Source organism: Curtobacterium sp. MCPF17_050 (assembly GCF_003224435.2).
Taxonomy (GTDB): domain Bacteria; phylum Actinomycetota; class Actinomycetes; order Actinomycetales; family Microbacteriaceae; genus Curtobacterium.
This window is the reverse complement of record NZ_CP126250.1, coordinates 3,054,788-3,071,079: the sequence shown is the minus strand read 5'-3', so window position 1 is coordinate 3,071,079 and position 16,292 is coordinate 3,054,788. Positions and strand designations below refer to the sequence as shown.

Annotated in this window: 9 protein-coding genes and 1 pseudogene; 9 read left to right on the top strand and 1 reads right to left on the bottom strand. The window is 67.4% G+C overall.

Annotated elements, in window-relative coordinates:
* The first annotated feature begins 344 nt into the window (after positions 1-344).
* The 3 genes from DEJ34_RS14605 to DEJ34_RS14595 all read left to right on the top strand — a co-directional run bounded on the left by DEJ34_RS14605 (position 345) and on the right by DEJ34_RS14595 (position 8,709).
* The gene (locus DEJ34_RS14605; protein ID WP_110900396.1) at positions 345-932 is read left to right on the top strand and encodes a hypothetical protein; all 588 of its coding nucleotides are present in this window, start codon (positions 345-347) and stop codon (positions 930-932) included.
* Between the two features lie 359 nt (positions 933-1,291).
* Positions 1,292-4,780, top strand: coding sequence for a DNA-directed RNA polymerase subunit beta (rpoB, locus tag DEJ34_RS14600; RefSeq protein WP_110824269.1), 3,489 nt, complete (start codon positions 1,292-1,294; stop codon positions 4,778-4,780).
* A gap of 47 nt (positions 4,781-4,827) precedes the next feature.
* Positions 4,828-8,709, top strand: coding sequence for a DNA-directed RNA polymerase subunit beta' (locus tag DEJ34_RS14595; protein WP_110824268.1), 3,882 nt, complete (start codon positions 4,828-4,830; stop codon positions 8,707-8,709).
* A 142-nt stretch (positions 8,710-8,851) separates the two neighbouring features.
* On the opposite strand, the gene DEJ34_RS14590 is transcribed toward DEJ34_RS14595, so the two are convergent.
* Entirely contained in the window at positions 8,852-9,250 is a 399-nt protein-coding gene (locus DEJ34_RS14590; protein ID WP_110910531.1) for a VOC family protein, read from the bottom strand.
* A 329-nt stretch (positions 9,251-9,579) separates the two neighbouring features.
* Between DEJ34_RS14590 and DEJ34_RS14585 the strand changes: the two genes are divergently transcribed.
* The 6 genes and pseudogenes from DEJ34_RS14585 to DEJ34_RS15765 form a co-directional block, all read left to right on the top strand.
* Positions 9,580-11,250: a GspE/PulE family protein gene (locus tag DEJ34_RS14585; RefSeq protein ID WP_110910530.1), complete on the top strand. Its 1,671-nt coding sequence runs from the start codon at positions 9,580-9,582 to the stop codon at positions 11,248-11,250.
* A 17-nt stretch (positions 11,251-11,267) separates the two neighbouring features.
* Positions 11,268-12,881 carry a type IV pilus twitching motility protein PilT gene (locus tag DEJ34_RS14580; RefSeq protein ID WP_284180690.1) on the top strand — a complete coding sequence of 538 codons (1,614 nt, stop codon included), beginning with the start codon at positions 11,268-11,270 and terminating at the stop codon, positions 12,879-12,881.
* A complete protein-coding gene (locus tag DEJ34_RS14575; RefSeq protein WP_110910529.1) occupies positions 12,881-14,104 on the top strand; it encodes a type II secretion system F family protein in 1,224 nt (407 codons plus the stop codon). Before DEJ34_RS14580 ends, DEJ34_RS14575 begins: the two co-directional genes overlap by 1 nt.
* 185 nt (positions 14,105-14,289) lie before the next feature.
* Positions 14,290-14,745: a type II secretion system protein gene (locus tag DEJ34_RS15695; protein WP_349775004.1), complete on the top strand. Its 456-nt coding sequence runs from the start codon at positions 14,290-14,292 to the stop codon at positions 14,743-14,745.
* Positions 14,746-14,830: 85 nt separating this feature from the next.
* Positions 14,831-16,207, top strand: coding sequence for a type II secretion system protein (locus DEJ34_RS14565; protein ID WP_181422167.1), 1,377 nt, complete (start codon positions 14,831-14,833; stop codon positions 16,205-16,207).
* A pseudogene (locus DEJ34_RS15765) lies at positions 16,204-16,287 on the top strand (prepilin-type N-terminal cleavage/methylation domain-containing protein); the annotation flags it as partial. The gene DEJ34_RS14565 and the pseudogene DEJ34_RS15765, both read left to right, overlap by 4 nt.
* Positions 16,288-16,292: the final 5 nt, after the last annotated feature.

Below are 16,292 nucleotides of genomic sequence, written 5' to 3'. Positions count from 1 at the left end.
CGCGCGCCGGCCGACCGGTCGTCCGATGGACGCTGGCCGCCGCTGATCCATGCCTCTGCATGGACAGTCAGGAGACGCCGAGGTGCAGAACGTACCGTCCCGGTGTCCTCGGGCGACGAACGACGTGACCACCCCCACCCCCGGTCGTGTCCGTCGCCACGGTCGGCCCGACGCCGTCGACGCCCGCCCCGGTCCCACCGGAGCCCGTCCGCCGCCGTTCCCGACCGCTCCGGACGCAGCCCGACGACGAGCCCCGCCCTCGTCGCGGGCCTCCTCGCCGTGCCGCCGTCCGCCCCGCACCGCCGCACCACGTCCGGGCGTCCCGCGCCCGAAGGAGCCCGACCATGTCCACCGACACCCTCTCGATCCCCGTCCGACCCGGACGCGCCGGACATCCGGCGCGCGCGACCGCTCGCGCACGCCGCACGACGGAGCCGGGGCGGGCCTCCCGGCCGCTCGTCGAGGACCGCCAGAGCGCGCCGGTCTGGATGCGCGTCGTCGGCGGGGTCGTCCTGGCCGCCGGGCTCGCGCTGACGGCGGCGGTCCTCGCCTGGCCGGGGGACGCGCCCGAGTCGGCGCTCGTCGTCCCCGGGCTCGTCGCCGTCGTGGTCGGCGCACTCGCCCTCGCCGCCCGCGCCGGGTTCACCGTCACCGAGGACGCCGTCGTGCTGCACTTCCGGCCGCTCCCGCCCCGCCGGATCGCCAGACGGCGGATCACGAGGGTCCGGGTGACCGAGGCGGACGCCGCCACCTACGGCGGGGTCGGTCTCCGGATCGGGCGCCGCCGCCGGGCACTCGTGCTGACGCCGGGGCCCGGGGTGGAGATCACCGACGACGCGGGGCGGACGACCTTCGTGCGGAGCGACCGACCGTGCGACGCGGTCCGTGCACTCGGCGAGGGGGCCGCCGGCGGTGACCGCGCGGGGGAATGAGACCGGCCCGGCGGGGCTTATACACGCCGGACTCGATCTCGGTCAAGCCAGGACTGGACAGCGCACTCGTCCCCGACCTATGATGACAGTTCGCGCTCCCTGGCATCCGTGTCGTCATATTGCGGTCGACCGAGTTCCTCGAAGACGCCTCTCAGCAGGTGCTTCGCAGAACACGCCTGGTGATGCCGGTCCCGTATATGGCGGCGGGGCCCGCTCACCGATCATCCCACAGGCGGCTCCGGACCCGGAGCCTCACCGTACTCGTGTCGTGATCATCGGGTTGCGCCGAGCGATCAATCCACTCACCTACACACTGCTCGTCAGTGTCGGCCCGACGGGGCCTACCGGAGGTCAAACCCTTGGCTGCTGCGCCCAACGCATCCACCAACCCCAAGAACGGTCGCAACCACTCGCGACTCTCGTTCGCCAAGATCACGGACACCCTCACGGTTCCTGATCTGCTCGCCCTCCAGACGGAGAGCTTCGACTGGCTCGTCGGCAACGACGCATGGAAGGCCCGCCTCGCCGAAGGGCAGGAGCAGGGTCGCACCGACCTCGCGCTGCACTCCGGCCTCGAGGAGATCTTCGAGGAGATCTCCCCGATCGAGGACCTCGGCGAGACCATGCAGCTCTCGTTCACGTCGCCGGAGCTCGAGGACCCGAAGTACTCGATCGACGACTGCAAGGAGCGCGGCAAGACCTACGCCGCTCCGCTGTACGTCAACGCCGAGTTCATGAACCACATGACGGGTGAGATCAAGACGCAGACGGTCTTCATGGGCGACTTCCCGCTCATGACCGAGCGCGGCACGTTCATCATCAACGGCACCGAGCGTGTCGTCGTCTCGCAGCTCGTCCGCTCGCCGGGCGTGTACTTCGAGCGCGCCCAGGAGAAGACGTCCGACAAGGACATCTACTCCGCTCGCATCATCCCGTCGCGCGGTGCGTGGCTCGAGTTCGAGATCGACAAGCGCGACCAGGTGGGCGTGCGCATCGACCGCAAGCGCAAGCAGTCCGTGACCGTCTTCCTCAAGGCCCTCGGCTTGACGAGCGAAGAGATCATGGAGGAGTTCCAGGGCTTCGCGTCCATGGAGTCGACCCTCGAGAAGGACGCCGTCCTCACGAAGGAAGAGGCGCTCAAGGACATCTACCGGAAGCTCCGTCCGGGCGAGCAGGTCGCCGCCGAGGCCGCGCGTGCGCTCCTCGACAACTTCTACTTCAACCCGAAGCGCTACGACCTGGCCAAGGTCGGTCGGTACAAGCTCGACCGCAAGCTCGGCATCGACGCCCCGCTGTCCGACTCGGTGCTCACCGTCAAGGACATCGTCGCGACGATCAAGTACCTCGTGTCGCTGCACGCCGAGCGCACCACGATGGACGGCATCCGTGACGGCGAGCCGGTCCAGCTCCGCCTCGACGTGGACGACATCGACCACTTCGGCAACCGTCGTATCCGCGCGGTCGGCGAGCTCATCCAGAACCAGGTCCGCACGGGTCTGTCCCGCATGGAGCGCGTCGTCCGCGAGCGCATGACCACGCAGGACATCGAGGCCATCACGCCGCAGACGCTCATCAACGTGCGTCCCGTCGTCGCTGCGATCAAGGAGTTCTTCGGGACCAGCCAGCTGTCGCAGTTCATGGACCAGAACAACCCGCTCGCGGGCCTGACGCACAAGCGGCGTCTGTCGGCCCTCGGCCCGGGTGGTCTCTCCCGTGAGCGTGCCGGCGTCGAGGTCCGCGACGTCCACCCGTCGCACTACGGCCGCATGTGCCCGATCGAGACCCCGGAAGGCCCGAACATCGGCCTGATCGGTTCGCTCGCGTCCTTCGGTCGGATCAACTCCTTCGGCTTCATCGAGACCCCGTACCGCCGGGTCGTGAACGGTCAGGTCACCACGACCATCGACTACCTCACGGCTTCGGAAGAGGACGACTTCGTCGTCGCGCAGGCCAACGCCCCGCTGACCGACGACTTCCACTTCCAGGACGACAAGGTGCTCGTCCGCAAGAAGGGCGGGGAGGTCGAGCTCGTCGGCAAGGACGAGGTCGACTACATGGACGTCTCGCCGCGCCAGATGGTGTCGGTCGCGACCTCGCTCATCCCGTTCCTCGAGCACGACGACGCGAACCGCGCCCTCATGGGTGCGAACATGCAGCGCCAGGCCGTGCCGCTCCTCCGCTCCGAGTCGCCGCTCGTCGGCACCGGCATGGAGGGCTACACCGCCATCGACGCCGGGGACGTCGTCACCGCCGACAAGGCGGGCGTCGTCTCCGAGGTCTCGGCCGACGCCGTGACCCTGCAGCTCGACGAGGGCGGCACGCAGACCTACTACCTGCGCAAGTTCGACCGCTCGAACCAGGGCACCAGCTACAACCACCGCGTGATCGTCAGCGCCGGTGAGCGTGTGGAGCAGGGCGAGGTCATCGCCGACGGCCCCGCGACGGAGAACGGCGAGCTCGCGCTCGGCAAGAACCTCCTCGTCGCGTTCATGCCGTGGGAGGGCTACAACTACGAGGACGCGATGATCCTGTCGCAGAACCTCGTGAAGGACGACACGCTCTCCTCGATCCACATCGAGGAGTACGAGGTCGACGCCCGCGACACGAAGCTCGGGAAAGAGGAGATCACCCGCGACCTCCCGAACGTCAGCCCGGACCTCCTGGCCGACCTCGACGAGCGCGGCATCATCCGGATCGGTGCCGAGGTCCGCCCCGGCGACATCCTGGTCGGCAAGGTCACGCCGAAGGGCGAGACCGAGCTGAGTGCCGAGGAGCGCCTGCTCCGTGCCATCTTCAACGAGAAGTCGCGCGAAGTCCGCGACACCTCGCTCAAGGTGCCCCACGGTGAAGAGGGCACGATCATCGGCGTCAAGGTGTTCGACTCGCAGGACGGCGACGACGAGCTCGGCTCGGGCGTCAACCAGCGCGTGGTCGTCTACATCGCCCAGAAGCGCAAGATCACCGCGGGTGACAAGCTCGCCGGCCGCCACGGCAACAAGGGCGTCATCTCGACGATCCTGCCCGTGGAGGACATGCCGTTCCTCGCGGACGGCACCCCGGTCGACATCGTCCTCAACCCGCTCGGCGTCCCCGGCCGCATGAACTTTGGCCAGGTCCTCGAGATCCACCTCGGGTGGCTCGCGAAGCAGGGCTGGAACGTCGAGGGCATCCAGGAGTGGGCCTCCGCCCTGCCCGAGGCCGCGCACAGCGCAGCCCCCGGCACGAAGGTCGCCACCCCGGTGTTCGACGGTGCGTACGAGCGCGAGATCGAGGGCCTCCTCGACTCCACGCTCCCGAACCGTGACGGCGAGCGCCTGATCGGTTCCTCGGGCAAGGCGCAGCTCTTCGACGGTCGCTCCGGCGAGCCGTTCCCGGAGCCCGTCTCGGTCGGCTACATGTACATCCTGAAGCTGCACCACCTGGTCGACGACAAGATCCACGCCCGTTCGACCGGCCCGTACTCGATGATCACGCAGCAGCCGCTGGGTGGGAAGGCGCAGTTCGGTGGACAGCGCTTCGGTGAGATGGAGGTGTGGGCGCTCGAGGCATACGGTGCCGCGTACGCCCTCCAGGAGCTCCTGACGATCAAGTCCGACGACATCCTCGGCCGCGTGAAGGTCTACGAGGCGATCGTCAAGGGCGAGAACATCCAGGAGCCCGGCATCCCGGAGTCGTTCAAGGTCCTCATGAAGGAGATGCAGTCGCTCTGCCTGAACGTCGAGGTCCTCTCGGCGGACGGCCAGGCGGTCAGCCTCCGCGACACGGACGACGAGGTCTTCCGTGCCGCTGAAGAGCTCGGCATCAACATCTCCTCGCGGTTCGAGTCGTCGTCCGTCGACGACATCTGATCCCTCCCGTACCGAACACGTTTCGAACTCAGCAAGAGAGAAGAACATTGCTCGAAGCAACTTCCTTTGATGCCATTCGGATCGGTCTCGCGACCGCCGAGGACATCCGCCAGTGGTCGTACGGCGAGGTCAAGAAGCCGGAGACCATCAACTACCGCACCCTGAAGCCCGAGAAGGACGGTCTGTTCGGCGAGCAGATCTTCGGTCCCTCCCGCGACTGGGAGTGCGCCTGTGGCAAGTACAAGCGTGTCCGCTTCAAGGGCATCGTCTGCGAGCGCTGCGGCGTCGAGGTCACCAAGTCCTCGGTCCGCCGTGAGCGCATGGGCCACATCGAGCTCGCCGCGCCCGTCACGCACATCTGGTACTTCAAGGGCGTCCCGTCGCGCCTGGGCTACCTGCTGGACATGGCGCCGAAGGACCTCGAGAAGGTCATCTACTTCGCCGCGTACATGATCATCAGCATCGACGAGGAGGGCCGTCACGCCGACATGCCCGGCCTCGAGAACGAGATGCGCCTCGAGATCAAGAACCTCGAGAACCAGCGCGACTCGATCATCGCCGACCGCCTCAAGAAGCTCGAGGACGACCTCGCAGCCCTTGAAGAGGAGGGCGCCAAGGCCGACGTGAAGCGCCGGACCAAGGACACCGCCGAGAAGGAGATGTCCCAGGTCCGCAAGTCCTTCGACGAGGACATCACCCGCCTCGAGCGCGTGTGGGAGGACTTCCGCAACCTCAAGGTGGGCGACCTCAAGCCCGAGGACGCCGTCTTCCACGAGCTCCAGGACCGCTTCGGGATCTACTTCGACGCCTACATGGGCGCCGAGGCGATCAAGCTGCGGCTCGAGGCCTTCGACCTGGCCGCCGAGGCCGAGGCGCTGCGTCTGCAGATCGCCGAGGGCAAGGGCCAGAAGAAGATCCGTGCGATCAAGCGCCTGCGCGTCGTCAGCTCCTTCCTCGCCACCGGCAACTCGCCGGCCGCGATGGTGCTCGACGTCGTGCCGGTCATCCCGCCGGAGCTCCGCCCGATGGTGCAGCTCGACGGTGGCCGCTTCGCCACGTCGGACCTCAACGACCTCTACCGTCGTGTGATCAACCGCAACAACCGTCTCCGACGCCTGCTCGACCTCGGTGCCCCCGAGATCATCGTGAACAACGAGAAGCGCATGCTGCAGGAAGCGGTCGACGCGCTGTTCGACAACGGTCGTCGTGGACGTCCGGTCACGGGTACCGGCAACCGCGCCCTGAAGTCCCTGAGCGACATGCTCAAGGGCAAGCAGGGTCGTTTCCGCCAGAACCTGCTCGGCAAGCGCGTCGACTACTCGGGCCGTTCGGTCATCATCGTCGGCCCGCAGCTCAAGCTCCACCAGTGCGGTCTGCCCAAGCAGATGGCGCTCGAGCTGTTCAAGCCGTTCGTCATCAAGCGCCTGATCGACCTGTCGCACGCGCAGAACATCAAGTCGGCCAAGCGCATGGTCGAGCGTTCGCGCGCCCAGGTGTGGGACGTGCTCGAGGAGATCATCCGCGAGCGCCCCGTGCTGCTGAACCGTGCGCCCACGCTGCACCGTCTCGGCATCCAGGCGTTCGAGCCGCAGCTCGTCGAGGGCAAGGCCATCCAGCTCCACCCGCTGGTCTGTGCTGCGTTCAACGCGGACTTCGACGGTGACCAGATGGCCGTGCACCTGCCGCTGTCGGTCGAGGCCCAGGCCGAGGCCCGCATCCTGATGCTCGCCTCGAACAACATCCTCAAGCCGTCCGACGGCCGTCCGGTGACCCTGCCCGCGCAGGACATGATCATCGGTCTGCACCACCTGACGACCGTCCGCGAGGGCGCCGTGGGTGAGGGCCGGGCGTTCTCCTCGGTCGCCGAGGCGATCCTCGCGAAGGACCAGAACACGCTGCACCTCAACGCGATGGTGAAGATCCGCATGACGGGTGTCCACTTCGCCGAGGGTGAGGCGCCGGAGGGCTACGAGGTCGGTCAGCCGATCCTCCTCGAGACCACCCTGGGCCGCGCGCTCTTCAACGAGACCCTGCCGGCGGACTACCCGTTCGTGCAGCGGGTCACCGACAAGGGCACGCTCTCCGCGATCGTCAACGACCTCGCCGAGCGCTACTCCAAGACCGAGACGGCCGCCGCGCTCGACCGGATCAAGGACGCCGGCTTCTACTGGGGCACCCGCTCCGGTGTGACCGTCGCCCTGTCGGACGTCGTGACGCCTCCTCGCAAGAAGGAGATCATCGCGGGCTACGAGGTCCAGGCCGCCAAGGTGCAGGGCGAGTTCGACAAGGGTCTGATCACCGACTCCGAGCGTCGCGCCGACCTGATCAAGATCTGGACCGAGGCCACGAACGAGATCGCGCAGGAGATGCGCGACAACTTCCCGGTCGACAACACCATCAACCGCATGGTGTCGTCCGGTGCTCGTGGTAACTGGCTGCAGGTGCGCAACATCGCCGGTATGCGTGGTCTGGTGAACAACCCGAAGGGCGAGATCATCGCCCGCCCGATCATCAACTCGTACCGCGAGGGCCTGACCGTGGCGGAGTACTTCATCGCCACGCACGGTGCTCGCAAGGGTCTGGCGGACACGGCACTCCGTACCGCTGACTCGGGCTACCTGACCCGTCGTCTCGTGGACGTGTCGCAGGACGTCATCATCCGTGAGGACGACTGCGGGACGACCCGTGGCCTCGAGCTGCCGATCGCGACGGTCGGTGCGGACGGCGGGCTCGTCCGCGACCCGCGCGTCGAGAACACCGTCTACTCGCGCACCCTCGCGACCGAGGCCGTCGACGCCTCGGGCACCGTGGTGGCCGAGGCCGGCGAGGACGTCGGTGACGTCCTCCTCGACAAGCTGCTCGCTGCCGGTGTCGAGAGCATCAAGGTGCGCTCGGTCCTGACCTGCGAGTCGGCCGTCGGTGTCTGCGCGCAGTGCTACGGCCGCTCGCTCGCCACGGGCAACCTGGTCGACATCGGTGAGGCGGTCGGCATCATCGCCGCCCAGTCCATCGGTGAGCCCGGTACCCAGCTGACGATGCGTACCTTCCACACGGGTGGTTCGGCCTCGGCCGACGACATCACGCAGGGTCTGCCCCGCGTGACCGAGCTCTTCGAGGCCCGCACCCCGAAGGGCGCGTCCCCGATCGCCGAGGCCCCCGGCCGCGCCACGATCGAGGACACGGACAAGGGTCGTCGGATCATCCTCACGCCGGACAACGGCGACGAGCCGTTCATCTACCCGGTGCTCAAGCGTGCGACCCTCCTCATCGAGGACGGGCAGCACGTCGAGCTCGGCGAGCAGTTCATCGCCGGCACCGTCGACCCGAAGGAAGTCCTCCGGGTCAAGGGTGTCCGTGAGGTCCAGAAGCACCTGGTCAACGGCGTGCAGGACGTGTACGGCTCGCAGGGTGTGCCGATCCACGACAAGCACATCGAGGTCATCGTCCGCCAGATGCTCCGCAAGGTCACCGTCGTCGACCACGCCGACACCGACCTGCTGCCGGGTGAGCTCGTCGACCGGTCGCGCTACAACGCGATCAACCGGGCGGCGCTGCAGGAGGGTCGCAAGACCGCCTCGGCTCGCCAGGAGGTCATGGGCATCACGAAGGCGTCCCTCGCGACCGAGTCGTGGCTGTCCGCCGCGTCCTTCCAGGAGACCACCCGCGTCCTGACGCAGGCGGCCATGGAGGGCAAGCAGGACCAGCTCGTCGGCCTCAAGGAGAACGTCATCATCGGGAAGCTCATCCCCGCCGGCACGGGCCTCAGCCGGTACCGCGACGTGGACGTGAACGCGACGGAGGAAGCGAAGGCGGAGCGGTACCCGAACCGCATCTTCGCGGACGACTCGTCGTTCTCGGACGCCGACCTGAGCTTCGTCGACTTCGACAGCTTCTCGTCGGACGACTTCACGCCGGGTACGTACAACTGAACCGAGTGACCCCCAGGAAGGGCCCCGCATCCGTCAGGATGCGGGGCCCTTCCCCGTAGTGGGCGGAGCCCGTTGTAGGCGGAGCCGGACGGGAGGCCCGGGGCGGCCCCGTCACGGGCCTCCCGGCCTGCGGTCTAGATTTCTAGACAGAGCGACCGGCGCCGCTGTCGCGGCCACCCGATCCGCGCCCGCGCTCGTCGGCGAGCGAGTACAGGCTGAGGACGTTGCCGTCCGGGTCGCGGACGTCGAACCAGTCGACCGCACCGTCGACACACTCGACCGGACCCACGTCGATGCCCAGCGCGGCGATCCGGACGTGCTGGGCGGCCACGTCGTCGACGCCGAAGCGGACGGTCGCCGGGGTGACGTCGGCATCGGGGTCCTCGAGGAGCTGGATCCAGATTCCGCCGACCTCGTACTCGACGACGCCCTCAGTCGGTTCGAGGTCCGGCTCGAGCCGTTCGAACACCGCGCCGTACCAGAGGCAGGACGCCTCGAGGTCGGTGACGGGCAGCCCCACGGTCACGCTCGTGATGTCCATGCCTCATCATGGTCCCTGCTCACCGGGCGCGTCGAGGGGTCGCGACTTCCCCGCCACAGCCGGTTCCGCGCGCCGACCGTCCACAGGACGATCCGGTCGGGAACGCGACGCGATCGGTGGGGCTGATGCTGTCGGTCATGCGCGTTCGCCGTCACCTCGATACCCGTCGGTACCCCTGTTCTGGGTCCAGCACCAACTCCTCCGCCCCCTCCTTCTGGGACTGCTCCGGGAGCGTGCCCGGACGTACCGTGGACGAGCGTCGTACCCCTGGCGGCGCGCATCGAACCACGCCGCTTCGGCGCGCCCGGCAGCAAGGAGGTACAGGGCTCATGGCAACCCTGTCCGAGATCCTCATCCTCAACGGTGCGCTCCCCATCGAGTACCTCGACGCCATGACCGGCCACGAGGACGTCGACGAGCAGGCGATCCGCTCCCTGGTCGAACAGGGCGTGGTGAGCGAGGCGCAGTACATCACCGCGCGCGCCGCCTCGCACAACTCGAAGACCGTCCCGCTGACCGACTACCCGGTCGACGGCACCGCGGTCTCGGTGCTGCCCGCACCGCTCTGCCGCCGGCACTCGGTCCTCGGGATCGGGTTCGAGGGGGAGACCCTCGTGCTCGCCATGGTGAACCCGGCGAACGTCCTGGCGATCGACGACGCCCGCGCGGCCTCCGGTCGCCCGATCAAGCCCCTGCAGGTCGACGAGCGCGACCTGCTCGCCGCGTTCGACCGGTACCTCCGTGCCGACGACGAGCTCAACGACCTCACCTCCTCGCTCGAGGAAGAGGCCTCGCGCTCGAACGAGCAGCAGGCGGACATCGGCGACGGCTCCCTGGACGACGTGCCGATCGTGCGCTTCGTGAACCTGCTCGTGTCCCAGGCGATCCAGGACCACGCGTCCGACATCCACATCGAGCCCGGCGAGCACGAGGTCCGGGTCCGCTACCGCATCGACGGCGTGCTGCACGAGATGACCCCGGCGCCGAAGAACATCCAGAACGGCGTCATCAGCCGGCTCAAGATCATGAGCGACATCGACATCGCCGAGCGTCGGAAGCCGCAGGACGGCCGTATGTCCGTGCGGCACGGTGGTCGGCAGATCGACCTGCGCGTGGCGACCCTGCCGACCGTGTGGGGCGAGAAGGTCGTCATGCGGATCCTCGACAACACGAACACGTCGTTGACCCTCAAGGACCTCAACCTGCTCGACCGCAACGCGGCGGCGTACCAGAAGTCCTACTCGAAGCCGTACGGCATGATCCTGGTCACCGGCCCGACCGGTTCCGGCAAGTCCACGACGCTGTACACGACGCTGAACGCCGTCGCGAAGCCGGAGATCAACGTCATCACGGTCGAGGACCCGGTCGAGTACCGGATGGCCGGCGTCAACCAGGTGCAGGTCAACCCGAAGGCCGGTCTGACGTTCGCGTCCGCACTCCGGAGCATCCTCCGGTCCGACCCGGACGTCGTGCTCCTCGGTGAGATCCGCGACCACGAGACCGCGCAGATCGCGATCGAGGCGTCCCTCACCGGCCACCTCGTGCTCTCCACCCTGCACACGAACGACGCTCCCTCGGCCGTCACGCGCCTCACGGAGATGGACATCGAACCGTTCCTCGTCGGATCGGCCCTCGACTGCGTCGTCGCCCAGCGCCTCGCACGCAAGCTGTGCGACCGCTGCAAGGTGCCCGCCGTGTACGAGGCCGAGCAGCTGCACGCCCTCGGGTTCCTCGACGCGCCCAACGCCGCCGTCCCGGACTTCTTCGCCCCCCTCGGCTGCGCTGTGTGCTCGAACACCGGGTACCGCGGACGCATCGCACTGCACGAGGTGATGACCGTCACGGAGGAGATCGAGCGGCTCGCCGTCGCCCGTGCCTCGAGCGCGGAGATCGGCCGTGTCGCCCAGCAGCAGGGCATGCTCACCCTCCGGATGGACGGGTGGGAGAAGGTCAAGCTCGGACTCACGAGCGTCGACGAGATCCTGCGCGTGGTCGCGTAGCCCTGGAGGACGAGCAGATGACCGAGTCCGTCTACGACGTGACGCCCGCCAGCGACGAGCCGGTGGCTGGCTGGCACCCCGGGACGCCCGGCATGCCCGGGGTCGAGGTCGGCGGTCGCCGTGCCGCACGCCTCGCGCAGGCCGCGCAGGCGGCACCGACCTCGTACCCGCCCGCCGCGGCACCCGTGTCGTCGGCGGCCGTCTACGACCTCGGCGACGACCTGGCCGCATGGTCCGCGCCGGTCGGGCAGCCCGTCGCCGTCCCCGTCGCGCAGCCGCAGGCCGTGCCGGCGACCCCGCCGGCCGCGGTCCCGCCGTCGACCGCCAGCTACGGCTACGACCCGTACCAGGCGACCGAGCGGTTGCCGGTGGCGCCCGCGGCCGCGACCACGAGCCTCCCGAGCGTCGCGTCGCACGCGCCGACCCAGGTGGTCACGCCGACCGGCAGCCCCGAGATCAACTTCACCCGCCACGCGCGCGAGGTGGCCGACTCCGACCTCATCACCGCCCTCGCGCAGGTCGTTTACCAGGGCGCATCGGACCTGCACGTGACCGCGGACGCCCCGCCGACCGTGCGGGTCGACGGGTCGCTCCGACCCGCCGTGCCGGGAGGCCCGTGGGCCCGCAACAAGGTCATCGCCGCCCTCAAGACACTCCTGTCCGGTGACCAGGCGGCGCAGTTCGACCAGGAGCAGGAACTCGACTTCGCGTACTCGCTCTCGCCGGAGTACCGCTTCCGCGTGAACTTCTACCAGCAGCGCGGCAACTGGGGAGCGGCCTTCCGCATCATCCCCACGAAGATCAAGACGCTCAAGCAGCTCGGCATCCCCGAGCACGTCGGGGAGTTCTCCAAGCTGTCCCGCGGACTCGTCCTCGTCACCGGGCCGACCGGATCCGGCAAGTCGACGACCCTCGCCGCGCTCATCGACCTCGTCAACGAGACCCGTGCCGACCACATCGTCACGGTCGAGGACCCGATCGAGTTCATGCACGAGCACAAGAAGGCGATCATCAACCAGCGGGAGGTCGGAGCGGACACCCACTCCTTCGCCCGCGCGCTCAAGCACGTCCTCCGCCAGGACCCGGACGTCATCCTCATCGGCGAGCTCCGCGACCTCGAGACAATCTCGGTCGCGCTGACCGCCGCCGAGACCGGCCACCTCGTCTTCGCGACCCTGCACACGCAGAGCGCTCCCGGCACGATCGACCGCGTCATCGACGTCTTCCCGCCGCACCAGCAGGGGCAGATCCGCACGCAGCTCGCGGCGACGCTCGAAGGTGTCGTCTGCCAGACCCTCGTCCCGAAGGCGAACGGCACCGGGCGCATCGTGTCCACCGAGATCATGAAGACCACCCCCGCCATCGGAAACCTCATCCGCGAGGGCAAGACGTACCAGATCACCTCGGCCATGCAGGCCGGGCGGGACGCGGGCATGCACACCATGGACCAGGACCTGGCCGAACTGGTCAACGTGGGCACCATCACCCGCAAGGCGGCGCTCGAGAAGGTCCACGACCTCGAGGGCTTCGACCGGCTGGTGCAGCGCGTCGAATCACCGTCCGACGCGTCCGCCGACGCGATCGCCGCGAGCGGGATCGACTTCGGCGACAAGTTCTCCGGAGGTTACTGATGTCCCTCGCGTTCGACTACCGGGGCCGCGACGGCTCCGGCAAGCTCGTCAAGGGTCGGCTCGACGCCGCCTCCGAGGGGGCCGTCGTCCAGCGGCTCCGGGGGATGGGCGTCTCGCCGATCGCGATCACCGAGGCCAAGGCCGGCACCGGTCTGCAGACCGAGATCAAGATCCCAGGCTTCGAGAAGGGCGTCGGTCTCAAGGACCTCGCGATCATGTCCCGGCAGGCGTCGACGATGCTGTCGTCGGGGCTGTCACTGCTCCGCACGTTGACGATCCTGGCCGACCAGACCGAGAGCAAGAAGCTCAAGGGCATCCTCGGCAAGGTGCGCGACGAGGTCGAGCAGGGCGTGTCCTTCTCGGACGCCGTGGGGAAGTACCCCGTCGACTTCCCGCCGATCATGATCAACATGATCCGCGCGGGGGAGACCGGCGGGTTCCTCGACCAGGCGATGGACTCGATCGCGACGAACTTCGAGAAGGAGCACAAGCTCCGGTCTACGATCAAGTCGGCGATGACCTACCCGGTCGTCGTGTTGTTCATGTCGCTCGCGGCGGTCGTGATCATGCTCGTCTTCATCGTGCCGATCTTCCAGAGCATGTTCGAGTCCCTCGGTGGGCAACTTCCACTGCCGACGCTCATGCTCGTGTACCTGTCACATGCGATGGTGTACGTCGGTCCGGTCCTCGCAGTCGTCCTCATCGTCGGTGCCTTCTGGTGGCGCGCAAACAAGAACACCGTTCGGGTGCGAGCTTTCGTCGACCCCATGAAGTTGCGTTTGCCCGTGTTCGGCGATCTCAACAAGAAGATCGTGATGGCTCGTTTCTCGCGGAACCTGTCGAGCATGATCGGGGCTGGTGTCCCCATTCTCCAGGCATTACAGATCGCCGGGCAGGTCTCCGGTAATCACGTCGTTCAGAATGCACTCGGGCGCGTTTCTGAAGCTGTCCGTAAAGGCGATTCGATAGCGGGCCCGCTGGAGCGGGAAAAGGTCTTCCCGTCGATGGTCTCGCAGATGATCGCAGTCGGTGAGGATGCGGGTTCGATGGAGATCATGCTCGAGAAGATCGCCGTCTTCTACGACAACGAGGTCGAGACGACGACAGAGGCGCTGACCTCGCTGATCGAGCCGCTGCTCATCGCCTTCCTGGGTGTCGTTGTCGGCGGCATGATCGTCGCGCTCTACCTTCCGATCTTCCAGATCTCTTCGCTCGTCAAGTAGTGCCGCTGCGTCCCCTCATCGGGGGGAGAACGGCACCATCATGTCCCCGGTAATGGGGGTATTTTGATCTCATCTGCCCCCCGTTCTCGGGATTATGCGGCGTACCGTCTGCGATTAGTTTTGACACGGCGGCGGAGCAGTCCCCGGCACAATCCCCCATTGCATTCCCAAGAACGGAAATCATCATGTACTTCGCTCTCATGGGCAAGCTCGACGCTCGCCGTAAGGGTCTCCTCGAGGACAAGGAGAAGGGCTTCACGCTGATCGAGCTCCTCGTGGTCGTCATCATCATCGGCATCCTGGCTGCGATCGCGATCCCGGTGTACCTGGGCATCACGAACAACGCGAAGGACAGTGCCGCGAAGTCCGACATCACCAACTGGAAGACCGCGGTCATCGCAGTCCAGACCAATGACGGCGCGCTTCCGGCAACGGCCGCCAGCATCACGAGCAGCGCCAACGTGCCGCCGGCGATCAAGGCACAGGGTGGCAGCATCAGCTCGAACACCAAGACGCTGAGCTACACGTTGAAGGCCGACAAGACGTTCTGCATCCAGGCGGAGAGCGTTGTCGGCGGCACGGACCACACGTTCCACGCGTCGGACAGCCAGGGCGTGACGGACGGTGCCTGCCCGGCTTGATCCGACGACCGGTGGCGACGGGCCGTGACGGATGTCACGGCCCGTCGCCGCACTCGCGCCCCGTTTCCCGCCAGAGAGGTCCAGCATGCTGCTGACGATCGTCGACCGCCTCCGAGCGGCCCGCGATGACCAGAGCGGTTTCACGATCATCGAGGTGATGGTCGCGATGACCGTCTTCGCGATCATCGCTGCCGGTGTTGCTGCCGGCATCGCTTCGACGCTCTACCTGACGCAGGACAACCGTTCCCGCGAGGCTGCTCTCAACCTCGCGAACCAGGCGCTCGATGCCGCCCGGAGCACGAAGGACGTCTTCACGCTCGACAACGACACGAGTGCACAGACGGTCGGGAACCAGACTTACACGATCAGCCGCACGACCAACTGGATCAACTCGGACGGCACGGACAACTCCTGCGGTGCAGGGTCCGGGGTGCTCGCGTACAAGCGTGTCTCGATCTCGGTCTCGTGGCGGAGCGGTACCTCTCCTCGGGAGAAGGAAGTCGCGCTCGACACCCTCGTCTCTCCTGGGTCGGCGGTCTCCAGCGCGACTGCCTCCACGATCGTCGTCGGTGTCAAGAGGGCGAACGGCGGACCGAACGAAGGTGTGACGGTGACCATCACGCCGATCTCCGGAGGTGCGACCAGTCTCGCCGCGCAACCGGCCCCCACCGACGGCAACGGCTGCAGCTACGCACTTGGCGTCAAGCCCGGGACCTACAGGATCACCATCAACAAGGCCGGCAACATCGACACGGAGTACAAGACGTCTCCGACGTACGACATCACCACCTCGCAGGGCGGCGTCGGCAACAAGTCGTTCCTGTACGACCGAGGGTTGAGCGTCAACGTGGGGACGCCGGTGAACATCGTGGGGGCGCCCCCGAAACTGCCGACGTCCATCCAGACCAGCTTCCGCCACGACGACGTCGTGAAGACCGTCTCGACGACGTCGACGACGCTCTTCCCGTACACCGATGGCTGGACCACGGTGGCGGGTTCATACACGAGCACGTGCACGAACGTCGACCCGACCTCGTGGACGACCCCGTTGAACGGCCTGGTCGTCTCACCGGACGTCTTCAGCGACAAGACCGGCCAACCTGGTTTCCTCGCGACCAGCGATACGACAGCGACGGCACGAGCACCGATGGGGATCTTCGACGTGACGACGACGGGTCCGGACACCGTCGTCTCGGCCACCGTCAAGAACACCAGTGCGGTGGCGGGTGGAGACCCTGGTTGTGCGCCGTCGATCACCTACTGGTTCACCGGCATCAACTCGACTTCCGCGACGACGATCGCGCTCCCGTTCGGTACCTGGACGATCCGGAGCTCCACTTCGGTCGGCAGTTCGGGCAAGAACATCCCCTCCGTCGCTGCGAACCCCAGGGTGAGCAACGTCAACGTCGCCGTGACGGGCGACGTCGTTTCGTTGGACCCGCGCACCGTCGGTGGCTCGTGAAGGCGCCCGAGCAGCGGTTGCGGGCGCGGTTGCGCTCCGACGAGCGGGGTCTGACACTCATCGAACTGCTCGTCGCGATGTCCCT

Excerpts from the sequence above, each read along its gene's own strand:
- DEJ34_RS14605 (WP_110900396.1), top strand. The coding sequence starts at position 345 with ATGTCCACCGACACCCTCTCGATCCCCGTCCGACCCGGACGCGCCGGA.
- DEJ34_RS14590 (WP_110910531.1), bottom strand. The coding sequence starts at position 9,250 with ATGGACATCACGAGCGTGACCGTGGGGCTGCCCGTCACCGACCTCGAG.
- DEJ34_RS14585 (WP_110910530.1), top strand. The coding sequence starts at position 9,580 with ATGGCAACCCTGTCCGAGATCCTCATCCTCAACGGTGCGCTCCCCATC.
- DEJ34_RS14580 (WP_284180690.1), top strand. The coding sequence starts at position 11,268 with ATGACCGAGTCCGTCTACGACGTGACGCCCGCCAGCGACGAGCCGGTG.
- DEJ34_RS14575 (WP_110910529.1), top strand. The coding sequence starts at position 12,881 with ATGTCCCTCGCGTTCGACTACCGGGGCCGCGACGGCTCCGGCAAGCTC.
- DEJ34_RS15695 (WP_349775004.1), top strand. The coding sequence starts at position 14,290 with ATGTACTTCGCTCTCATGGGCAAGCTCGACGCTCGCCGTAAGGGTCTC.
- DEJ34_RS14565 (WP_181422167.1), top strand. The coding sequence starts at position 14,831 with ATGCTGCTGACGATCGTCGACCGCCTCCGAGCGGCCCGCGATGACCAG.